General features: G+C 67.3%; 18 protein-coding genes and 2 pseudogenes. 8 read left to right on the top strand and 12 right to left on the bottom strand.

Annotation, left to right across the window (positions count from 1 at the left end; all coding sequences use genetic code 11):
• Positions 1–2 precede the first annotated feature (2 nt).
• Positions 3–176, bottom strand: coding sequence for a DUF2613 domain-containing protein (locus ACIUM1_RS12820; protein WP_007769006.1), 174 nt, complete (start codon positions 174–176; stop codon positions 3–5).
• A gap of 84 nt (positions 177–260) precedes the next feature.
• Positions 261–464, bottom strand: coding sequence for a DUF2613 family protein (locus ACIUM1_RS12815; protein WP_406817658.1), 204 nt, complete (start codon positions 462–464; stop codon positions 261–263).
• A gap of 121 nt (positions 465–585) precedes the next feature.
• Between ACIUM1_RS12815 and ACIUM1_RS12810 the strand changes: the two genes are divergently transcribed.
• The 3 genes from ACIUM1_RS12810 to ACIUM1_RS12800 all read left to right on the top strand — a co-directional run bounded on the left by ACIUM1_RS12810 (position 586) and on the right by ACIUM1_RS12800 (position 3,737).
• A complete protein-coding gene (locus ACIUM1_RS12810) occupies positions 586–1,743 on the top strand; it encodes a glycoside hydrolase family 3 N-terminal domain-containing protein (RefSeq protein ID WP_406813074.1) in 1,158 nt (385 codons plus the stop codon).
• Between the two features lie 64 nt (positions 1,744–1,807).
• The gene (locus ACIUM1_RS12805; RefSeq protein ID WP_406813073.1) at positions 1,808–2,458 is read left to right on the top strand and encodes a TetR/AcrR family transcriptional regulator; all 651 of its coding nucleotides are present in this window, start codon (positions 1,808–1,810) and stop codon (positions 2,456–2,458) included.
• Positions 2,459–2,483: 25 nt separating this feature from the next.
• Entirely contained in the window at positions 2,484–3,737 is a 1,254-nt protein-coding gene (locus ACIUM1_RS12800; RefSeq protein ID WP_406817657.1) for a chloride channel protein, read from the top strand.
• A 43-nt stretch (positions 3,738–3,780) separates the two neighbouring features.
• Here ACIUM1_RS12800 and ACIUM1_RS12795 read toward each other — a convergent pair whose 3' ends face one another.
• Both ACIUM1_RS12795 and ACIUM1_RS12790 read right to left on the bottom strand, forming a co-directional pair.
• On the bottom strand, positions 3,781–4,623 hold the full coding sequence (locus tag ACIUM1_RS12795) for a MaoC/PaaZ C-terminal domain-containing protein (RefSeq protein WP_406813072.1): 843 nt from the start codon (positions 4,621–4,623) through the stop codon (positions 3,781–3,783).
• Between the two features lie 26 nt (positions 4,624–4,649).
• The gene (locus ACIUM1_RS12790; protein ID WP_406813071.1) at positions 4,650–6,014 is read right to left on the bottom strand and encodes a 3-oxoacyl-ACP reductase; all 1,365 of its coding nucleotides are present in this window, start codon (positions 6,012–6,014) and stop codon (positions 4,650–4,652) included.
• 152 nt (positions 6,015–6,166) lie between these two features.
• Here ACIUM1_RS12790 and ACIUM1_RS12785 point away from each other — a divergent pair, with 152 nt between their 5' ends.
• Positions 6,167–7,501, top strand: coding sequence for an acetyl-CoA C-acetyltransferase (locus tag ACIUM1_RS12785; RefSeq protein ID WP_406813070.1), 1,335 nt, complete (start codon positions 6,167–6,169; stop codon positions 7,499–7,501).
• Positions 7,502–7,777: 276 nt separating this feature from the next.
• Here the strand turns inward: ACIUM1_RS12785 and ACIUM1_RS12780 are convergent, their stop codons facing one another.
• Complete coding sequence (locus tag ACIUM1_RS12780; RefSeq protein WP_406813069.1) at positions 7,778–8,146, bottom strand: VOC family protein; 369 nt, start codon at positions 8,144–8,146, stop codon at positions 7,778–7,780.
• A gap of 63 nt (positions 8,147–8,209) precedes the next feature.
• On the opposite strand from ACIUM1_RS12780, the gene ACIUM1_RS12775 reads away from it, so the two are divergent.
• On the top strand, positions 8,210–8,662 hold the full coding sequence (locus tag ACIUM1_RS12775; RefSeq protein ID WP_406813068.1) for a MarR family winged helix-turn-helix transcriptional regulator: 453 nt from the start codon (positions 8,210–8,212) through the stop codon (positions 8,660–8,662).
• Positions 8,663–8,746: 84 nt separating this feature from the next.
• On the opposite strand, the gene ACIUM1_RS12770 is transcribed toward ACIUM1_RS12775, so the two are convergent.
• Entirely contained in the window at positions 8,747–10,582 is a 1,836-nt protein-coding gene (locus ACIUM1_RS12770; protein ID WP_406813067.1) for an acyl-CoA dehydrogenase, read from the bottom strand.
• Between the two features lie 200 nt (positions 10,583–10,782).
• Between ACIUM1_RS12770 and ACIUM1_RS12765 the strand changes: the two genes are divergently transcribed.
• Positions 10,783–11,808: an isopenicillin N synthase family dioxygenase gene (locus ACIUM1_RS12765; RefSeq protein ID WP_406813066.1), complete on the top strand. Its 1,026-nt coding sequence runs from the start codon at positions 10,783–10,785 to the stop codon at positions 11,806–11,808.
• A gap of 84 nt (positions 11,809–11,892) precedes the next feature.
• On the top strand, positions 11,893–12,381 hold the full coding sequence (locus tag ACIUM1_RS12760; protein WP_406813065.1) for a flavin reductase family protein: 489 nt from the start codon (positions 11,893–11,895) through the stop codon (positions 12,379–12,381).
• 23 nt (positions 12,382–12,404) lie between these two features.
• Here the strand turns inward: ACIUM1_RS12760 and ACIUM1_RS12755 are convergent, their stop codons facing one another.
• The 5 genes from ACIUM1_RS12755 to ACIUM1_RS12735 form a co-directional block, all read right to left on the bottom strand.
• Positions 12,405–12,569, bottom strand: a complete 165-nt coding sequence (locus ACIUM1_RS12755) for a hypothetical protein (RefSeq protein WP_406813064.1) — start codon at positions 12,567–12,569, stop codon at positions 12,405–12,407.
• Positions 12,570–12,698: 129 nt separating this feature from the next.
• On the bottom strand, positions 12,699–13,445 hold the full coding sequence (locus tag ACIUM1_RS12750) for a succinate dehydrogenase/fumarate reductase iron-sulfur subunit (protein WP_085291123.1): 747 nt from the start codon (positions 13,443–13,445) through the stop codon (positions 12,699–12,701).
• On the bottom strand, positions 13,442–15,373 hold the full coding sequence (locus ACIUM1_RS12745; RefSeq protein ID WP_406813063.1) for a fumarate reductase/succinate dehydrogenase flavoprotein subunit: 1,932 nt from the start codon (positions 15,371–15,373) through the stop codon (positions 13,442–13,444). Before ACIUM1_RS12745 ends, ACIUM1_RS12750 begins: the two co-directional genes overlap by 4 nt.
• A 43-nt stretch (positions 15,374–15,416) precedes the next feature.
• On the bottom strand, positions 15,417–16,244 hold the full coding sequence (locus ACIUM1_RS12740) for a hypothetical protein (RefSeq protein ID WP_406813062.1): 828 nt from the start codon (positions 16,242–16,244) through the stop codon (positions 15,417–15,419).
• Between the two features lie 81 nt (positions 16,245–16,325).
• Positions 16,326–16,640 (bottom strand): hypothetical protein, encoded by a 315-nt coding sequence (locus tag ACIUM1_RS12735; protein ID WP_406813061.1) that lies wholly within the window; start codon positions 16,638–16,640, stop codon positions 16,326–16,328.
• 106 nt (positions 16,641–16,746) lie between these two features.
• Between ACIUM1_RS12735 and ACIUM1_RS12730 the strand changes: the two are divergent.
• Positions 16,747–17,507 (top strand): annotated as a pseudogene (locus tag ACIUM1_RS12730) (isocitrate lyase/phosphoenolpyruvate mutase family protein).
• Between the two features lie 136 nt (positions 17,508–17,643).
• Here the strand turns inward: ACIUM1_RS12730 and ACIUM1_RS12725 are convergent.
• Positions 17,644–17,757 (bottom strand): annotated as a pseudogene (locus tag ACIUM1_RS12725) (Hsp20/alpha crystallin family protein); the annotation flags it as partial.

Here is a 17,757-nt window from a genome sequence, read left to right as displayed (position 1 = left end):
GGCTAGCTACGGTTGCCGTACTCGACCCGGTTGAGCACTGACGACTGCGGATCGCCCCCGGGGAGTGGCGGCTTCGTGTCTTGCTGGACCATCAACGTGATCCCGAAGATCGCGGCCGCGCCGAGCAGCAGGCCAACCACAACGCTCGCTGCGGCGGGCGCAACGATCCGGTTCATCGACGGCTCCTGAGTGTCGGCTCGCGGTCATGACTTCGACTTAGCCAACCTAGCAGAAGCGTGCCGGCTTCCCCGGAGCGCTGGTCACCAGTGCAGACAGTGTCCGTGGAAACAGCGGTCGCCGTATTCCACCTGATAGGGACCGGCCGGAAGGGCGGGACGCTGCAGGCTCGGCACCTGAACCAGGCTGTGGTCGGCCACCGCGAGTGTGATCCCGACCGTGCTCGCCACCCCGACCGACAACCCCACCGCGACGCTGACCGCGGCGGCCAACGTGAAACCGTTAATCGCTGGCTCCTCCCTGCCAGTCAATCGGCGCCGCGACCGGCACCAGCCCCCCCGATCAGCAACGTACCGTTGATGCCCCCTGCAGCCGAGCACGAAACGCCCGCCGTGAAAGCATGGCCCGATGGCATTTTCGCGCGCCTTGGCCGCGCTCGCAGCCGCGTCGATGCTGGTGGCCGGTTGCGGCCACCACGCCGCGCACCCGTCCCGCCCGTCGACGTCGACGTCGAGCAAGCCGGTGGCCGCCCCGGCGCCGCCGGTGTGCGCCGACCCGTCGGCGGTGCCGGCGACGCTGGGGATCCGTGACAAACTCGCCCAGTTGCTGATGGTGGGGGTGAAGAACGCCGACGACGCCCGGGCCGTCGTCAACGGCTATCACGTGGGCGGCATCTTCATCGGCAGCTGGACCGACCTGTCGATCTTCCAGGGGCCGCTGGCCGACATCGCGGGCAAGGCGGGGCCGCTGCCGCTGGCGGTCAGCGTCGACGAAGAGGGCGGCCGGGTCTCGCGGCTCAAGTCGCTGATCGGGACGTCGCCGTCGCCGCGCGAGCTGGCGCAGACGCAAACGGTCCAGCAGGTGCACGACCTGGCGGCCGACCGCGGCAAGAAGATGCACGACTTGGGCATCACCGTCGACTTCGCGCCCGTCGTCGACGTCAGCGACGAACCCGACGACGCCGTGATCGGCAATCGGTCGTTCAGCGCGGATCCGGCCAAGGTCACCGATTACGCCGGGGCCTATGCGCAGGGCCTGCGGGACGCCGGCCTGCTGCCGGTGCTCAAACATTTTCCCGGCCATGGGCACGGCTCGGGTGATTCGCATACCGGGGGCGTGGTCACGCCGCCGCTGGACGCCCTGCAGAACAATGACCTGGTTCCGTACCGGACGCTGGTGGCCGTCCCGCCGGTCGGAGTGATGGTGGGCCACTTGCAGGTTCCCGGTCTCACCGGTGACGTCCCCGCCAGCCTGAGTCCCGAGGCGGTGCAGCTGCTGCGCAACGGGGTCGGCTACAAGGGCCCGCCATTCACCGGCCCGGTGTTCAGCGACGACCTGTCCAGCATGGCCGCCATCTCCGACCGGTACGGGGTATCGGAGGCGGTGCTGCGCAGCCTGCGCGCCGGCGTCGACGTCGCGCTGTGGGTCACCACCGACGAGGTGCCGGCGGTCTTGGACCGGTTGCAACAGGCGGTGGCGTCCGGCGACCTGCCGGCCAAGCAGGTCGACGAGTCGCTGGTGCGGGTGGCGACCATGAAGGGCCCCGGCCCCAACTGCGGCCACTAGCCGGTGTGACACCCCACCGCATTGCTTACTCTTGAGTCAGATAGACGGGCTGGAGAGGCAAGCGATGGCGGGTGGTACCAAGCGGCTACCTCGTGCCGTCCGCGAGCAGCAGATGCTCGACGCCGCCGTGCAGATGTTCTCGGTCAACGGCTATCACGAGACTTCGATGGACGCCATCGCGGCCGAGGCTCAGATCTCCAAGCCGATGCTGTACCTGTACTACGGCTCCAAGGAGGACCTGTTCGGCGCCTGCCTGAACCGGGAGATGGGCCGGTTCATCGACGCGGTGCGCGCCGACATCGATTTCCAGCAGAGCCCCAACGACATGCTGCGCAACACCATTGCGGCGTTCATGCGCTACATCGACGCCAACCGGGCGTCCTGGATCGTGATGTACACCCAGGCCACCAGCTCGCAGGCGTTCGCCCACATGGTCCGTGAGGGACGCGAGCAGATCGTCGACCTGGTGGCCGGGCTGATGCGGGCGGGTAGCCGCAACCCGCGCTCCGAGCAGGAGCACGAGATGATGGCGGTCGCCCTGGTGGGTGCCGGTGAGGCTGTCGCCAACCGGCTCAGCGCCGGCGACGTCGACGTCGAGGAGGCCGCGCAGCTGATGATCGACCTGTTCTGGTACGGCCTCAAGGGCTCGCCGGCGGAGCGGGAGCCGGCCGGGGTCCACCCCGACGCGGGCGGCTCGGAGAGCGCCGGCGACTAGGCCTACATTCGTTCAGGTGGCCCGCATCAGCGCCCCCAGTTCGGAGCGTGGGAACCTCGACTTCTTTTGCGCGGTGATCATCGTCGGGTTGCTCGCCGGAGTTGCCGGATTGACGACGACGTTCGTGCTGCGCGTCGTCCAGCACGCCATCTACCACTACAGTTTCGGCGCGCTGCTGGCCGGGGTGGCCGCCAGCAGCCCGATCCGCCGCGTTGTCGGCCCGATGATCGGCGCCGCCGTCGCGGGCCTGGGGTGGTGGCTGCTGCGGCGCCGGGCCGAGGTGCCGCCGCTGGCACAGACCATCGCCCGTCGCGAACCCGTCCCGTGGCTTTCCTGGAGCGTCGACGCCATGCTGCAGGTGCTGCTCGTCGGATCGGGGGCATCGCTCGGAAGAGAAGGGGCCCCACGCCAATTCGCTGCTGCGCTAAGCGATTTGGGAACCGGATGGCTCAAGCGGCTCGCAGCGCGCGACCGCGAGATCCTGCTGGCCTGCGCGGCGGGGGCAGGCCTGGGCGCGGTGTATGCGGTTCCGCTGGCCGGCGCGCTGTTCTCGATCCGAATCCTGCTCACCACCTGGCAGCCACGGGCGGTCGGTGCGGCGTTTCTCTCCTCCGGCTTGGCGGTCGCCGTCGGCTCGGCGATCACCCGCGATCAGCCCAACCTGCAGTGGCCGATCGAGGAGTCGACCTATCTGCTCACCGCGCACGGCTTGCTGCTGGCGCCGGTGGCCCTCGCGGTGGGACTGGCTTTCAACCGGTTGATGGCCGTGGCCCGGCCGGCCCGCCAATGGCGGACTCCGATGCTGATCCCCGCGCTCGCCGGTGCGGGCCTGGTGATGGGGATCTGTTCGCATTGGTGGCCCGAGTTGCCCGGCAACGGCCGAAGCATCCTGACGGTCAGCCTGACCAGCGGCATGACCTTGCTGTCCGCGCTGGCGATTCTGGCGCTGAAACCCCTACTGACCGCGCTGTTTCTGCGCGCCGGTGGGGCCGGCGGACTGCTCACGCCGTCGCTGGCCACCGGCGCCGCGGCCGGGGCGGCGCTGGTGTTGGCGATCAACTGGGCGACCGGGACGCACCTGCACGTGCCGGCGGTGTCGCTGGCCGGCGCCGCCGGCGTGCTCGCCGTCACCCAGGGCTCACCGATCTGGGCGGCGATCTTCGTGTGGGAACTCGCCCGGCCCCCGCTGTGGCTGTTCCTACTCTTCCTGCTGACCGCAACCAGCGCCTACGCGCTCAAAGTACTTGCCCAGGGCCGCAGTACGACGCATGCGGGCTAGTGACGGTCGAGAGCGCGGCGTTGGCGGGTCGCCGCGGTCATAACTAAAGCGCCCGGACCGTGCCGGTCAGGTGCGGGTATCCCTTGGCGATGTTGCGCAGCGAAATGTCCCAGCCGCCGTCGTGTTCGTCGATGTAAAGCCCGGCGGTCGCGGGCAGCACCACTGGTTTGCCGAACCGCACCGAATACCGGACCGCATCGGGAATTTGCGCCTCGATGTTCGCCAATACCGCTGCGGCACTGAACATTCCGTGCGCGATCACGGTCGGGAACCCGAACAGTTTGGCCGCGACCGGGTTGGTGTGGATCGGGTTGTGATCGCCCCCGACATCGGCGTAGCGCCGGATCAGCCCCGGGCTGATGCGCAGCACGGTCGACGGCGGCGCCAGCTTGGGCTGCTTCTGCGGGGGCGGCTTGGGTTCGTCGGACAGGCTGGTCCGCTGCTGGTGCAGGAAAGTCGTCACCTGGTGCCAGGCGGTGTCATTGCCGACGCTGACGTCGGTCACCACATCGACCAGCAGGCCCTTGCGGTGTTCGCGCAGGTTCTCGGCGTGCACGCGCACGCCGACGGTGTCGGTGACCGCGATCGGGCGGTATTGGGTGATGTGGTTCTCGGTGTGCACCGAACCCATTGCGGCGAACGGGAAGTCGAAGCCGGTCACCAGCGACATCACCGCCGGGAAGGCCAGCGCGAACGGGTAGGTCAGCGGCACGTGGTTGCCGTAGCGCAGGCCGGTGACGCCCGCGTACTCGGCCACGTTCGCGCGGTCGATCGGCAGTTCCTCGACGGTCACCGTGCGGGTGGGCACCTCGTTTCCGCGGGATACCACCGGCAGAGTCCCGGCGGCCGCGCGCAGCATGTTCTTCAGGCCGCTTGGCTGGTTCATGGTGTTCTCCTCGACAGCCTTTTCCTCTAGGCGCCCAACATGGCCTGGCCGCAGACGCGAATGACGTTACCCGTCACCGCATTTGACGCCGGGCTGGCGAAGTAGGCGATGGTTTCGGCGACGTCCACCGGCTGCCCGCCCTGCAGCAGCGAGTTCAGCCGGCGCCCGACCTCGCGGGTGGCCAGCGGGATGGCCGCCGTCATCTGGGTTTCGATGAATCCCGGAGCGACGGCGTTGATCGTGATGCCCTTGCCGTAGAGCTCCGGGGCCAGCGCCTGGGTGAGGCCGATCATTCCGGCCTTGGTGGTCGCGTAGTTGGTCTGGCCGCGGTTGCCGGCGATGCCGGCCATCGACGACAGGCCGATCACCCGGCCGCCCTCGCCGAGAGTGCCGTTGGCCACCAGCCCTTCGGTAAGGCGCAGCGGGGCAAGCAGATTGACCGCCAGCACGGCATCCCAGCGAGCGTCGTCCATGTTGGCCAGCAACTTGTCGCGGGTGATGCCGGCGTTGTTGACCAGGACGTCGGCGCGGCCGCCGTGATGCTCGCGCAGGTGCTCGGTGATCTTGTCGACGGCGTCCTCCGCGGTGACGTCCAGCCACAACGCGGTGCCCCCGACCCGACTGGCCGTCTCGGCCAGCGCCTCGGCGGCCGATTCCACGTCGATCGCGACCACACGCGCGCCGTCGCGGGCGAATACCTCGGCGATCGTCGCACCGATCCCGCGGGCCGCACCGGTCACGATCGCGACCTTGCCGTCCAGCGGGCGATCCCAGTCGGCCGGGGGCGTGGAGTCCGCATCCCCGACGTAGAAGACCTGGCCGTCGACGTAGGCAGACTTGGCCGACAAAATGAACCGCATCGTCGATTCCAGGCCCGTCGCGGCGGGTTTGGCATTCGGCGACAGGTACACCAGCGCCACCGTCGAGCCGTTGCGCAGCTCCTTGCCCAGCGAACGGGTGAAGCCCTCCAGGGCGCGCTGGGCGATCTGCTCGTGCGGGCTGGCGGCGGCGTCGGGCGTGGTGCCGACCACGGCCACGCGCGCGGAATGGCCCAGATTGCGCAGCAGCGGGGTGAAGAACTCGTACAAGCCCCTGAGCTTCTCGGGCGTGGTGATGCCGGTGGCGTCGAACACCAGGCCGCCGAACTTGTCGGCCCACCGGCCGCCCAGGTTGTTGCCCACCAGGTCGTAGTCGGCGTCCAGCGCGGCGCGCAGCGGCTCGACGACCCTGCCCTCGCCGCCGATCAGCAGGGCCCCGGCCAGCGGCGGTTCACCGGCCCGGTAGCGGCGCAGCGTCTCGGGTTGGGGAACGCCGAGCTGCTTGGCGAGAAACGATCCAGGACCGGAATTGACGATCTGAGAGAACAGATCGGACGAAGCCTTGGGAGCCACCGGAGCTACCTTTCATGTTCTTTCGAAGTCGGGGTATGCATACAGCACAACCGTATCGGGGACGAACTTACTGCAGAGTAAGAACAGTGGGTAGTATGGCCCCAGACGGACGGTTCCCAAACCGATAGACCGCAGAAACACGGAGACGAACAGTGGCCCCTGCAAGTTCTGAGGCAAGCAAACAGCGCAGTTCGGAGCGGCGGCGCGTGGCCGTCCTGGGCGGCAACCGCATCCCGTTCGCCCGATCGGACGGTGCCTACGCGGAGGCGTCCAACCAGGACATGTTCACCGCCGCCCTGGGCGGGCTGGTGGATCGCTTCGGATTGGCCGGTGAACGGTTGGGCGTGGTGGTCGGCGGCGCGGTGCTCAAGCACAGCCGGGACTTCAATCTGACCCGGGAATGCGTGCTCGGCTCGAAGCTGTCGTCGTACACGCCCGCGTTCGACCTGCAGCAGGCCTGCGGGACGGGGTTGCAGGCGGCCGTCGCCGCCGCCGAGGGCATCGCGGCCGGCCGCTACGAGGTGGCCGCCGCCGGCGGCGTCGACACCACCTCCGACGCGCCCATCGGCCTGGGTGACAACCTGCGCCGGACCCTGCTCAAGTTGCGTCGGGCCAAGTCCAACGTGCAACGGCTGAAGCTGGTGGGCACGCTGCCCGCGACCTTGGGGGTCGAGATCCCGGTGAACAGCGAACCGCGCACCGGGCTGTCGATGGGGGAGCACCAGGCGCTCACGGCCAAGAAGATGGGCATCAGCCGCGTCGCCCAGGACGAGCTGGCCGCCGCCAGCCACCGCAATATGGCCGCCGCCTACGACCGCGGCTTCTTCGACGACCTGGTCACGCCGTTTTTAGGGCTGTACCGCGACGACAACCTGCGCCCGGATTCGTCGGCGGAGAAGCTGGCGAAGCTGCGGCCGGTGTTCGGCGTGAAGGCCGGCGACGCGACGATGACGGCCGGGAACTCGACCCCGCTGACCGACGGCGCGTCGGTGGCGCTGCTGGCCACCGACGAGTGGGCGGCCGCGCATTCGTTGACGCCGCTGGCCTACCTGGTGGATTCGGAGACGGCGGCTGTCGACTACGTCAACGGGCGTGACGGCCTGCTGATGGCCCCGACCTACGCCGTGCCGCGGCTGCTGGCCCGCAACGGCCTGAACCTGCAGGACTTCGACTTCTACGAGATCCACGAGGCGTTCGCGTCCGTGGTGCTGTGTCACCTGCAGGCGTGGGAGTCCGAGGAGTACTGCAAGGAGCGGCTCGGCTTGGACGCCGCGCTGGGCTCGATCGACCGATCCAAGCTCAACGTCAACGGGTCCTCGCTGGCCGCCGGACACCCGTTCGCGGCCACCGGCGGGCGGATCCTGGCTCAGGCTGCCAAGCAGGTTGCCCAGCGCAAGGCCGAGCAGAAGGGCGGCGGCACCGTGCGTGCCCTGGTCTCGATCTGCGCGGCCGGCGGTCAGGGTGTCGCCGCGATTCTGGAGGCCTGACGGCGGTCGTCGCCACAAAGCCCCGGTAATTCGTCGCCCGCGATGAGTTGAGTCACACGGGGTTAGTGAGTTGGGGGCGCGGGTACCCGACCCACCGGATGGCCCCGTGTTGTGGTCTGACCCCCCGACCCCGACGGCAATACGGGGCATCCCCTAAAGCGAGCGTTGGTCCGTTACCGCGGACCGGCGTACCAAAAGGGCCGCCGCTGGAGTGAGGGGATCCAGCGGCGGCCTTTTTTGCGCCATCGACTGGCCGGCCATTTTGCGCCGAGGTTATTAGGCGCGGTCGTGCAGGGTGACGCGATAACCGTCGGGGTCGGCGAAGGTGAATGTCCGACCGAAGGGGCCGTCGATCGGTTCGGAGACGATGGTGTGACCGTCGGCGACGAGAGCATCGTGGATCGCCTGGACGTCTGTCGCGTGGAGCCAGATCGCGGTGCCGATGCCCGGCTGAGCCACGGATGCCAGATCGGTGCCGGGAACGACGTCGCGGAGTGCAAACGAGATCGGCGTGGTCTCGAAGACGACGGCGTGCGGGGGTCCCGCCTTCGAGCGGACAAGGCCGAGGTATCGCTCGTAGAACGCCTGCGAAGCGTCAAGGTCGCGCGCTTGGAGGGAGATGAAGTCGGGGCCGGTGGCGGGCATCGGGATGCTCCTTCGATTCGTGTCAGTTTTCTGACAAAGTCCAAGCTATGTCAGAATACTGACATGGGTCAAGATGTTTCCGGCGTCAATCTTCAAACGTCCCTGGGCTACTTGCTGAAAGAGGCATCGAGTGCCCTCCGCGCCGCCATGGAGGAGGTGCTGCGGCCGCTCGGAATGACCGTGACGCACTACTCCTGCCTGGAGTTGCTGGCTCAACGACCGGGTCTGTCGAACTCCGAGCTCGCTCGCGGCGCGTTCGTGACACGGCAGTCGATGAACGTACTGCTCCAGGCCCTGGAACGAGACGGTTACGTGACCAGGCCCGCGCAGGCACCAGTCGGGAAGGTTCTCCCCACGCGGCTCACGCCTCGCGGTCGACGGAGCCTGGCGAAAGCGAGCAATGCGGTCCGGTCCGTCGAGCTCAGAATGCTGGCCGGCCTGACGGATGCCGAGCAGTCAGACGCGTTTCGGATCCTGCAGAGCATGGTCCGCTGCCTGCGAGACGGCGACACATAACCGTCTGTGTTGCGATGAGTCAGACAAAAATCCCCCGCTTCGGCAGGCGAAGCGGGGGATTTTTGCGTTGCTGTCCGAGGCGGCCTAGAAGGCGGCCTCGTCGAGCTCCATGATGTCGTTGTCCAGCGTGTCGATGACCTCGCGGGTGCTGGTCAGCATCGGCAGGAAGTTCTTCGCGAAGAACGATGCCACCGCGACCTTGCCCTCGTAGAAGGACCGCTCCTCGCCGCTGGCGCCGGCGTCCAGCGCCGCCACGGCGACCGCCGCCTGACGCTGCAACAGCCAGCCGATGACCAGGTCACCGACGCTCATCAGGAAGCGCACCGAACCCAGACCCACCTTGTACAGGCTGGTCACGTCCTCCTGCGCCGCCATCAGGTAGCCGGTCAGCGTGGCCGCCATGCCCTGGACGTCGTCCAGCGCCTTGGCCAGCAGCTCCCGCTCGGTCTTCAGGCGGCCGTTGCCGGACTCGCTGTCGACGAACTTCTGGATCTGCTCGGACACGTGAGCCAGCGCCACACCCTTGTCGCGGACGATCTTGCGGAAGAAGAAGTCCTGCGCCTGGATGGCGGTGGTGCCCTCGTAGAGCGAGTCGATCTTGGCGTCCCGGATGTACTGCTCGATCGGGTAGTCCTGCAAGAAGCCGGAGCCACCGAAGGTCTGCAGGCTCTCGGTGAGCTTGGCGTATGCCTGCTCCGAGCCCACACCCTTGACGACCGGCAGCATCAGGTCGTTGACCCTGACCGCCAGCTCGGCGTCCACCCCGTGCAGGGCCTCGGCGACGGCCGCGTCCTGGTAGGTCGACGTGAACAGGTACAGCGCGCGCAGACCCTCGGCGTAGGCCTTCTGGGTCATCAGCGACCGGCGCACGTCCGGGTGGTGCGTGATGGTCACCCGCGGTGCGGTCTTGTCGGTCATCTGGGTCATGTCCGCGCCCTGCACACGGGACTTCGCGTACTCCAGCGCGTTCAGGTAACCCGTCGACAGGGTCGCGATGGCCTTGGTGCCGACCATCATGCGGGCCTGCTCGATGACCTCGAACATCTGCGCGATGCCGTTATGCACCTCGCCGACCAGCCAGCCCTTGGCGGGCACGTCGTGCTGGCCGAAGCTCAGCTCGCACGTCGCCGATACCTTCAGGCCCATCTTGTGCTCGACGTTGGTGACGAAGACGCCGTTGCGCTCGCCCAGCTCGCCGGTCTCGAAGTCGAACAGGAACTTGGGCACGAAGAACAGCGACAGGCCCTTGGTGCCTGGTCCGGCGCCCTCGGGGCGCGCCAGCACCAGGTGGAAGATGTTCTCGAACAGGTCGTCGGAGTCGGCGGAGGTGATGAACCGCTTCACACCGTCGATGTGCCAGGAGCCGTCCTCCTGCTGCACGGCCTTGGTCCGCCCCGCGCCCACGTCGGAGCCGGCGTCCGGCTCGGTGAGCACCATGGTCGAACCCCAGCCGCGCTCAGCGGCCAGCACGGCCCACTTCTTCTGCTCCTCGGTGCCGAGGTGGTACAGGATGTTGGCGAAGCCCGCGCCGCCGGCGTACATCCACACGGCCGGGTTGGCGCCCAGGATGTGCTCGTGCAGCGCCCACAGCAGCGACTTGGGCATCGCGACACCGCCAAGCGCCTCGTCGATGCCGACCTTGTCCCAGCCGGCCTCGATGACGGCGTGTACGGACTTCTTGAAAGAATCCGGCAGCGTCACCGAGTGCGTCTTGGGGTCGAAGACCGGCGGGTTGCGGTCGCCCTCGACGAACGAGTCCGCGATCGGCCCTTCGGCCAGCCGGCTCATCTCGGTCAACATTTCACGGGCGGTGTCGACGTCCAGATCGCTGTATTCGCCTTGGCCCAATGCCTTGTCAACGCCCAGAACTTCGAACAGGTTGAACGCCTGGTCGCGGACGTTGCTCTTGTAGTGGCTCACTACGGTCCTCCTCGTTGAGAATGCCACTTATGGTTGGGTACTAGGTCTAAGTTACCCACCAGTAACACCGCTAAAATATCGCTAGCGTCAGAACTATGCAAGCCAATGTGAGCTAGATTTCACTGCCTAATTAACCAACCGGTTGGGAAGCCGCAGGTCATGCCGTCAAAATCCGATTCACCTGCGGAGATGAGGCACATATGACGGATGTGCGTGGCGTCACTGCGCCGCCCCTGGAGCTGCCCACAGTCGACCTGCGGGCCGAGCCGGGCCGCCTGCGCGACGCCCTGCGCGACGCCGGTCATCAGGTCGGTTTCTTCTACCTGACGGGTCACGGCGTGCCACCGGGCCTGGTGGCGCGGATCCTGGACGCCGCTCGCCGCCTGTTCGCGCTGCCGCAGCCGGACAAGGACGCAATCGCGATGGTGCGCAGCCCTCATTTCCGCGGGTACACCCGGCTCGGCGGCGAGTTGACCCGCGGACAGGTGGATTGGCGCGAACAGATCGATATCGGGCCGGAACGCCCGCCGATCGATGGGCTGCGCACGTCCGACTATCGGTGGCTGCAGGGTCCCAACCAGTGGCCGGCGGCGCTGCCTGACCTCCCCGGCATCGTCGAGGAGTGGGACGCCGCGCTGTCGGCGGTGGCCCGCACCCTGCTGCGGCACTGGGCGGCGTCGCTGGGCAGTCCGCCCGACGTGTTCGACGCGGCCTTCGCCGATGCGCCGGCCACGCTGATCAAGATCATCCGCTACCCGAGGCACGCGGCCAGCACGCAGGGCGTGGGTGCGCATCGCGACGCCGGGGTGCTGACCCTGCTGCTGGCCGAGCCGGGCAGCACCGGTCTGCAGGTGCGGCCCGCCAGGGATTCCCAGCAAGGCTGGATCGACGTGCCGCCGCGCCAGGGGGCGTTAATCGTCAACATCGGTGAGCTGCTCGAGGTGGCCACCCGCGGATACCTGCGGGCCACCGAGCATCGGGTCAACCTGAAGAAGCCGGCGGTCGACCGCATCTCGGTGCCCTTCTTCTTCAACCCGCGGCTGGATGCTCAGATACCGGTGCTGTCGCTGCCCGGCGAACTCGAGGCGCACGCGCAGCGGGTGGACGATCCATCGGATCCGATGTTCGCCATCTACGGCCGCAACGCCTGGAAGAGCAGGCTGCGAGCCCATCCGGATGTGGCCGCGGCGCACGGATATTCGGCAGAACGCTTAGAAAACGGGTAAGGGCGGGCGCGCCGGGGCGGCCGGCGCCGGGTAGGGTCGACACTCGATGAATCCCGTCTCCGGCTCTAGGGGCGAATTGGTCCGGTGAACTCGAACAACAAGCTGACAGCGTCGTCACTTCGGGAGGCCTTCGGTCATTTCCCGTCCGGTGTGGTGGCCATCGCCGCCGAGGTGAACGGAACCCGGGAAGGCCTGGCGGCCAGTACCTTTGTGCCCGTCTCCCTGGATCCGCCGTTGGTGTCGTTCTGCGTGCAGAACACCTCGACGACGTGGCCCAAGCTCAAGGATTTGCCCATGCTGGGCATCAGCGTCCTCGGCGAGGAGCACGACGAGGCCGCGCGGACGCTGGCCGCCAAGACCGGCGACAGGTTCGCCGGTTTGGAGACGGTTTCGCGGCCCACCGGCGCTGTGTTCATCAAGGGCACCGGCCTGTGGCTGGAAAGCGCGATCGAACAGCTGATCCCGGCCGGGGATCACACCATCGTGGTGCTGCGGGTCACCGAGATCACCGTGGACGCCGACGTGGCGCCCATCGTGTTCCATCGGAGCGTCTTTCGCCGGCTCGGCGCATGATCGCCCCGCCCAGCCGGTGACGGCTAGGGGCGGTGGCTCAGCTCTTCCCGGAAGCCCTGGATGCGGCTCTCCAGTTCGGCGGCGTCGCTGTACCGGCCTTCCTTGTTGGCGAGCTGGGCGCGGACCGACAACTGCCGGATCGCGGTGCGAATGTTGTTGATGCTGGCGGTTTGTCGCATCGGTTCCATGAACTGCCTTTCCGGTCGTAAGGAACTGGCCGCAGAAACGGCCCGACAGGATGCAGTTCGGTTACCCGGGTCCCGCGGCGGCCTAACGTGCATGACCGGATGGGCAGGGATTACCGCGGCGTTGGCAGGTCAGCGACGGAACAGCTTGTTGCCGAGCCACACCACCGGGTCGTACTTGCGGTCGGCGACCCGCTCTTTCATCGGGATCAGCGCGTTGTCGGTGATCTTGATGTTTTCCGGGCAGACCTCGGTGCAGCACTTGGTGATGTTGCAGTAGCCCAGGCCGTGCTCGTCCTGAGCGTCGTTGCGCCGGTCGCGGGTGTCCAGCGGGTGCATTTCCAGCTCGGCGATGCGCATCAGGAAGCGCGGGCCGGCGAACGCCTTCTTGTTCTCCTCGTGGTCGCGGATCACGTGGCACACGTTCTGGCACAGGAAGCACTCGATGCACTTGCGGAACTCCTGGGAGCGCTGGACGTCCTCCTGCGCCATCCGGTATTCCCCGGGCTGCAGATCCTTAGGCGGCGCGAAAGACGGTATCTCGCGGGCCTTTTCGTAGTTGAACGACACGTCGGTGACCAGGTCACGGATCACCGGGAACGTCCGCAGCGGCGTGACCGTGACGACCTCATCCTCGGCGAACGTGGACATCCGGGTCATGCAGAGCAGCCGTGGCTTGCCGTTGATCTCCGCCGAGCAGGAGCCACACTTGCCCGCCTTACAGTTCCACCGGACCGCCAGGTCGGGCGTCTGGGTCTGCTGCAGGCGATGGATGATGTCGAGGACGACCTCGCCCTCGTTGACCTCAACCGTGAAGTCCTGCAGAGCGCCGTTGGCGTCGTCGCCGCGCCACACCCGCATCGTCGCGTTGTAGGTCATTTGCCACTCCCGTCTGGGGTCCGTCCCGGGTGCCCGGCGAGTTCTTCGTCGGTGTAGTACTTCTCCAGCTCGGAGATGTCGAACAGCTCCAGCAGATCGGGCCGCATCGGCGTCTGTTCCTTCTTCGTGATGGTGATGTCGGGAATCACCTCGTCGCCGTCGGACGCCTGGCAGACCAGCAGCACCTTGCGCCACGACGAATCCATCGCCGGGTGGTCGTCGCGGGTGTGGCCGCCGCGGCTCTCGGTGCGCTGCAGCGCGGCCTTGGCGACGCACTCGCTGACCAGCAGCATGTTGCGCAGGTCGATGGCCAGGTTCCAGCCCGGGTTGTACCGGCGCTGCCCCTCGACGTGGAGGTTCTTGAACCGCGCACGAAGCTTGTCGAGCCGGGCCAATGCCTCCGAGATCTCGTCGGCGTTGCGGATGATGCCGACCAGGTCGTTCATCGACTGCTGCAGCTCCAGCTGCAGCGTGTACGGGTTCTCCCCGGCAGCGCCGTTGGCCGGCGGTTCGAAGGGGGACAGCGCCCGCTTGGCCGCCGCGTCGACGGCGCCTTCCGCGATGGTCGGACGGCTGCTCAGCGCCCGCACGTAGTCAGCCGCGCCCAGCCCGGCCCGCCGCCCGAACACCAGCAGGTCCGACAGCGAGTTGCCGCCCAGCCGGTTGGAGCCGTGCATGCCGCCAGAGCATTCACCGGCGGCGAACAGGCCCGGGACCGTGGCCGCTCCGGTGTCGGCGTCTACCTCGATGCCGCCCATCACGTAGTGGCACGTTGGGCCGACTTCCATCGGCTCCTTGGTGATGTCGACACCGGCCAGCTCCTTGAACTGGTGGTACATCGACGGCAGGCGTCGGTTGATCTCCGCCGGCGTCAGCCGCGAGGCGATGTCCAGGAAGACGCCACCGTGTGGGCTGCCGCGGCCGGCCTTGACCTCCGAGTTGATCGCGCGCGCGACCTCGTCGCGCGGCAGCAGGTCCGGAGTGCGGCGGGCCGAGTCGTTGTCCTTGAGCCACTGGTCGGCTTCTTGTTCGGACTCGGCGTACTGCCCCTTGAACACCGACGGAATGTAGTCGAACATGAACCGCTTGCCCTCGGAGTTCTTCAGCACCCCGCCGTCACCGCGGACACCCTCGGTGACCAGGATCCCCTTCACACTCGGCGGCCACACCATGCCCGTCGGGTGGAACTGGACGAACTCCATGTTGATCAGCGACGCGCCCGCCCGCAGGGCCAGGGCGTGGCCGTCGCCGGTGTACTCCCACGAGTTCGAGGTGACTTTGAACGACTTGCCGATCCCGCCGGTGGCCAGCACCACCGCGGGCGCCTCGAACAAGATGAAGTTCCCGCTTTCGCGGATGTAGCCGAATGCCCCGGCGATCGCGTCGCCGTCCTTGATCAGCTCGGTGATCGTGGTTTCGGCGAAGACCCGGATCCGGGCTTCGTAGTCGCCGAGTTCGGCGTAATCCTCCTGCTGCAGCGAGACGATCTTCTGCTGCATGGTGCGGATCAGCTCCAGGCCGGTGCGGTCACCGACGTGGGCCAGCCGCGGGTAGGTGTGCCCGCCGAAGTTGCGCTGGCTGATCTTGCCGTCCTTGAGGCGATCGAACAGCGCGCCATAGGTTTCCAGCTCCCAGACGCGGTCCGGGGCCTCCTTGGCGTGCAGTTCGGCCATCCGCCAGTTGTTGAGGAATTTCCCGCCGCGCATCGTGTCGCCGAAGTGGGTCTTCCAGTTGTCCTTCGGGTTGGTGTTGCCCATGGCCGCCGCGCAACCACCCTCGGCCATCACCGTGTGGGCCTTGCCGAACAGGGACTTGCACACCACCGCGACCCGCAAACCCCGTTCGCGCGCTTCGATAACCGCGCGTAGCCCGGCGCCACCGGCACCGATCACGACCACGTCGTAGGAGTGCCGCTCGATTTCAACCATGAAACCCTCGCTAGCTAAATTCTGATTACTTTGAAAAGGCTCGTCAGCCAACAAATCTCAGGTCGGCAATGGTGCCGCTGGCGACCAGCGCGATGTAGAAGTCGGTGAGCATCAGGGTGCCCAGGGTGATCCACGCGTACTGCTTGTGCCTGGTGTTGATTTTGCTGACCTGGGTCCAGATCCAGTACCGCACAGGGTGTTTGGAGAAGTGCTTGAGCCGCCCACCGGTGATGTGCCGGCACGAATGGCAGGACAGCGTGTAGACCCAGAGCATGATGACGTTGCCGACCATAATCACGTTGCCCAGGCCGAATCCGAATCCGCCGGGTCCGTGATCGGAATGAAACGCCACGATCGCGTCGTAGGTGTTGATCACCGAGATGATGCCGGCGATGTAGAAGAAGTACCGGTGCGTGTTCTGAATGATCAGCGGGAATTTGGTCTCGCCGGTGTAGTGCACGCGGGGCTCGGCCACCGCGCAGGCGCTGGGCGACTGCCACACCGTGCGGTAATAGGCGCCGCGGTAGTAGTAGCAGGTCAACCGGAACAGCAACAGGAACGGCAGTGTCAGCGCCGCGAACGGCAGCCACCAGACGTTCGGCAGGATCTGCGGCCAGAAATCGCTGGCGCCGCCGCAGGCGGTGCTGAGACATGGAGAGTAGAACGGCGTCAGGTAGTGGTATTGCGCGACGAAGAAGTCACCCCGCTGGAAAGCCCGCGCTGTCGCATAAATAATGAATGCGGCGAAGCCGAGATCGATTCGCAGCGGCGACATCCACCACCGGTCGGTGCGCAGGGTGCGCTGCTGAATACGGGCGCGCGTGGGTGAAAAGACACCGGACGCAGGACGGTTCGCCGTGGGTGCGCTCATTTAGTGTGTTCCTCTTCGAACGGGCTGTAGGTCGAAGGGTACACAGACTGCAGCCCCCCTCTTCTGGGGGGCTTGGGTTGTTCAGGCCCGGTTGTGCCCGCCGACACCCTCGTCGTCGACGTCGCGCCAGAATTCGCTGTCGTACTGGGTGTCGGGAATGACGATCTTTTCGCCGGACTGCTGCACGGTGGCGCCCGCCAGGTCCAATTCGGACACGTCGGTGTCGAGCAGGTCGACGTCGGACATGATGCGGTCGGCGTCGATGACGATGCGCCGCATGGCCGGGCTGTCACCGTAGCGGGCCCGCAGCGAGCTCACGCACCGCCGCAGGCCGCCGATGAGGTCGTGCAGTTCGGCGAATTCGGTCGTGCCAGTCGTGCTCGGCGTGGGAGTCAAGGGATCTCCTCGGCAGTGTTTCGGATCACAGTACGCCCTCGATACTATCCACGGCACACGCCGGGCGTCAGTCCGTGGAGCCGGGATGCCGAGGGAGCAAACACTTATGACGGGACCCACCACACCGGCTGAGCGGGCCGCCGCCCTGCTCGAACTGCACCGTCCGGGTGACCCGGTCATCCTCCCGACCGTGTGGGATGCCTGGTCGGCGCGGCTGGCCGCCGGTGCCGGGTTCGCCGCGCTCACCGTGGGCAGTCATCCCATCGCGGACTCGATCGGCAAACCCGACAACGAGGGCATGTCGTTCGACGATGTCCTCACCCGGTCGCACAGATCACCGCCGCGGTCGATGTCCCGGTGTCGGTGGACATCGAATCCGGTTACGGGCAGCCGGCGGCCCGGCTGATCGAGGGCCTGCTGAGCGTCGGGGCCGTCGGGCTGAACATCGAGGACACCGTGCACTCGGAGGGCAAGCGGCTGAGGTCCCCCGGCGAGCACGCCGAGCTGGTCGCTGCGCTGCGGTCGGCCGCCGACGCGGCCGGGGTGCACGTCGTCATCAACGCCCGGACGGACCTGTTCCTGCGCCAGGATGGCGAGGCATCCGACCGTGTCGACCGGGCGGTGGCACGCCTGAACCAGGCCGCCGCGGCCGGCGCCGACGTGCTGTATCCGGTGGGCCGCCACCACCCCGACACGTTGCGGCGCTTGACCGCCGAGTTGGAGCTGCCGGTCAATGCGATCGCGCTGCCCGACCAGGACGACCCGGCGTCATTCGGTCCGCTGGGCGTGGCGCGCATCAGTTTCGGACCTTTCCTGCAGGCCGCCTTGGCGACGCGGGCCAAGGAGTTGCTGGCCCGCTGGGGCTGACGCGGTGAATCCGGCGGAACCGTTGCGGTTGTGCCGGATTCGGCTACTTCCGCCGAACTGGGCGGGGGCTATTTGGCGATCTCGATGCGCTGCGCCTGGCGCCCGGTGTAAACACCCGCACCGTCAGGACGCCGCTGAAACCGCTGGTCGCCGGGGTGTTCCAGTCAGCCGCGGCGGCGGGGCCGAAAAAGTCGGGTCACCACCGGTCGGTGTGCCAGGCCGGTCGCAACCACAATGCGAGGTTGCTCAT

The sequence above is a fragment of the Mycobacterium sp. M23085 genome, assembly GCF_045343915.1.
Classification (GTDB): domain Bacteria; phylum Actinomycetota; class Actinomycetes; order Mycobacteriales; family Mycobacteriaceae; genus Mycobacterium.
Note: the sequence above shows the minus strand (reverse complement) of the source record. Positions and strands in the feature narration are given on the sequence as shown.

Coding starts and splice junctions, on each gene's coding strand:
- ACIUM1_RS12750 (WP_085291123.1), bottom strand. CDS start 13,445: ATGACCTACAACGCGACGATGCGGGTGTGGCGCGGCGACGACGCCAAC.
- ACIUM1_RS12805 (WP_406813073.1), top strand. CDS start 1,808: ATGGCGGGTGGTACCAAGCGGCTACCTCGTGCCGTCCGCGAGCAGCAG.
- ACIUM1_RS12820 (WP_007769006.1), bottom strand. CDS start 176: ATGAACCGGATCGTTGCGCCCGCCGCAGCGAGCGTTGTGGTTGGCCTG.
- ACIUM1_RS12765 (WP_406813066.1), top strand. CDS start 10,783: ATGACGGATGTGCGTGGCGTCACTGCGCCGCCCCTGGAGCTGCCCACA.
- ACIUM1_RS12745 (WP_406813063.1), bottom strand. CDS start 15,373: ATGGTTGAAATCGAGCGGCACTCCTACGACGTGGTCGTGATCGGTGCC.
- ACIUM1_RS12780 (WP_406813069.1), bottom strand. CDS start 8,146: ATGCCCGCCACCGGCCCCGACTTCATCTCCCTCCAAGCGCGCGACCTT.
- ACIUM1_RS12775 (WP_406813068.1), top strand. CDS start 8,210: ATGGGTCAAGATGTTTCCGGCGTCAATCTTCAAACGTCCCTGGGCTAC.
- ACIUM1_RS12810 (WP_406813074.1), top strand. CDS start 586: ATGGCATTTTCGCGCGCCTTGGCCGCGCTCGCAGCCGCGTCGATGCTG.
- ACIUM1_RS12795 (WP_406813072.1), bottom strand. CDS start 4,623: ATGAACCAGCCAAGCGGCCTGAAGAACATGCTGCGCGCGGCCGCCGGG.
- ACIUM1_RS12755 (WP_406813064.1), bottom strand. CDS start 12,569: ATGGAACCGATGCGACAAACCGCCAGCATCAACAACATTCGCACCGCG.
- ACIUM1_RS12740 (WP_406813062.1), bottom strand. CDS start 16,244: ATGAGCGCACCCACGGCGAACCGTCCTGCGTCCGGTGTCTTTTCACCC.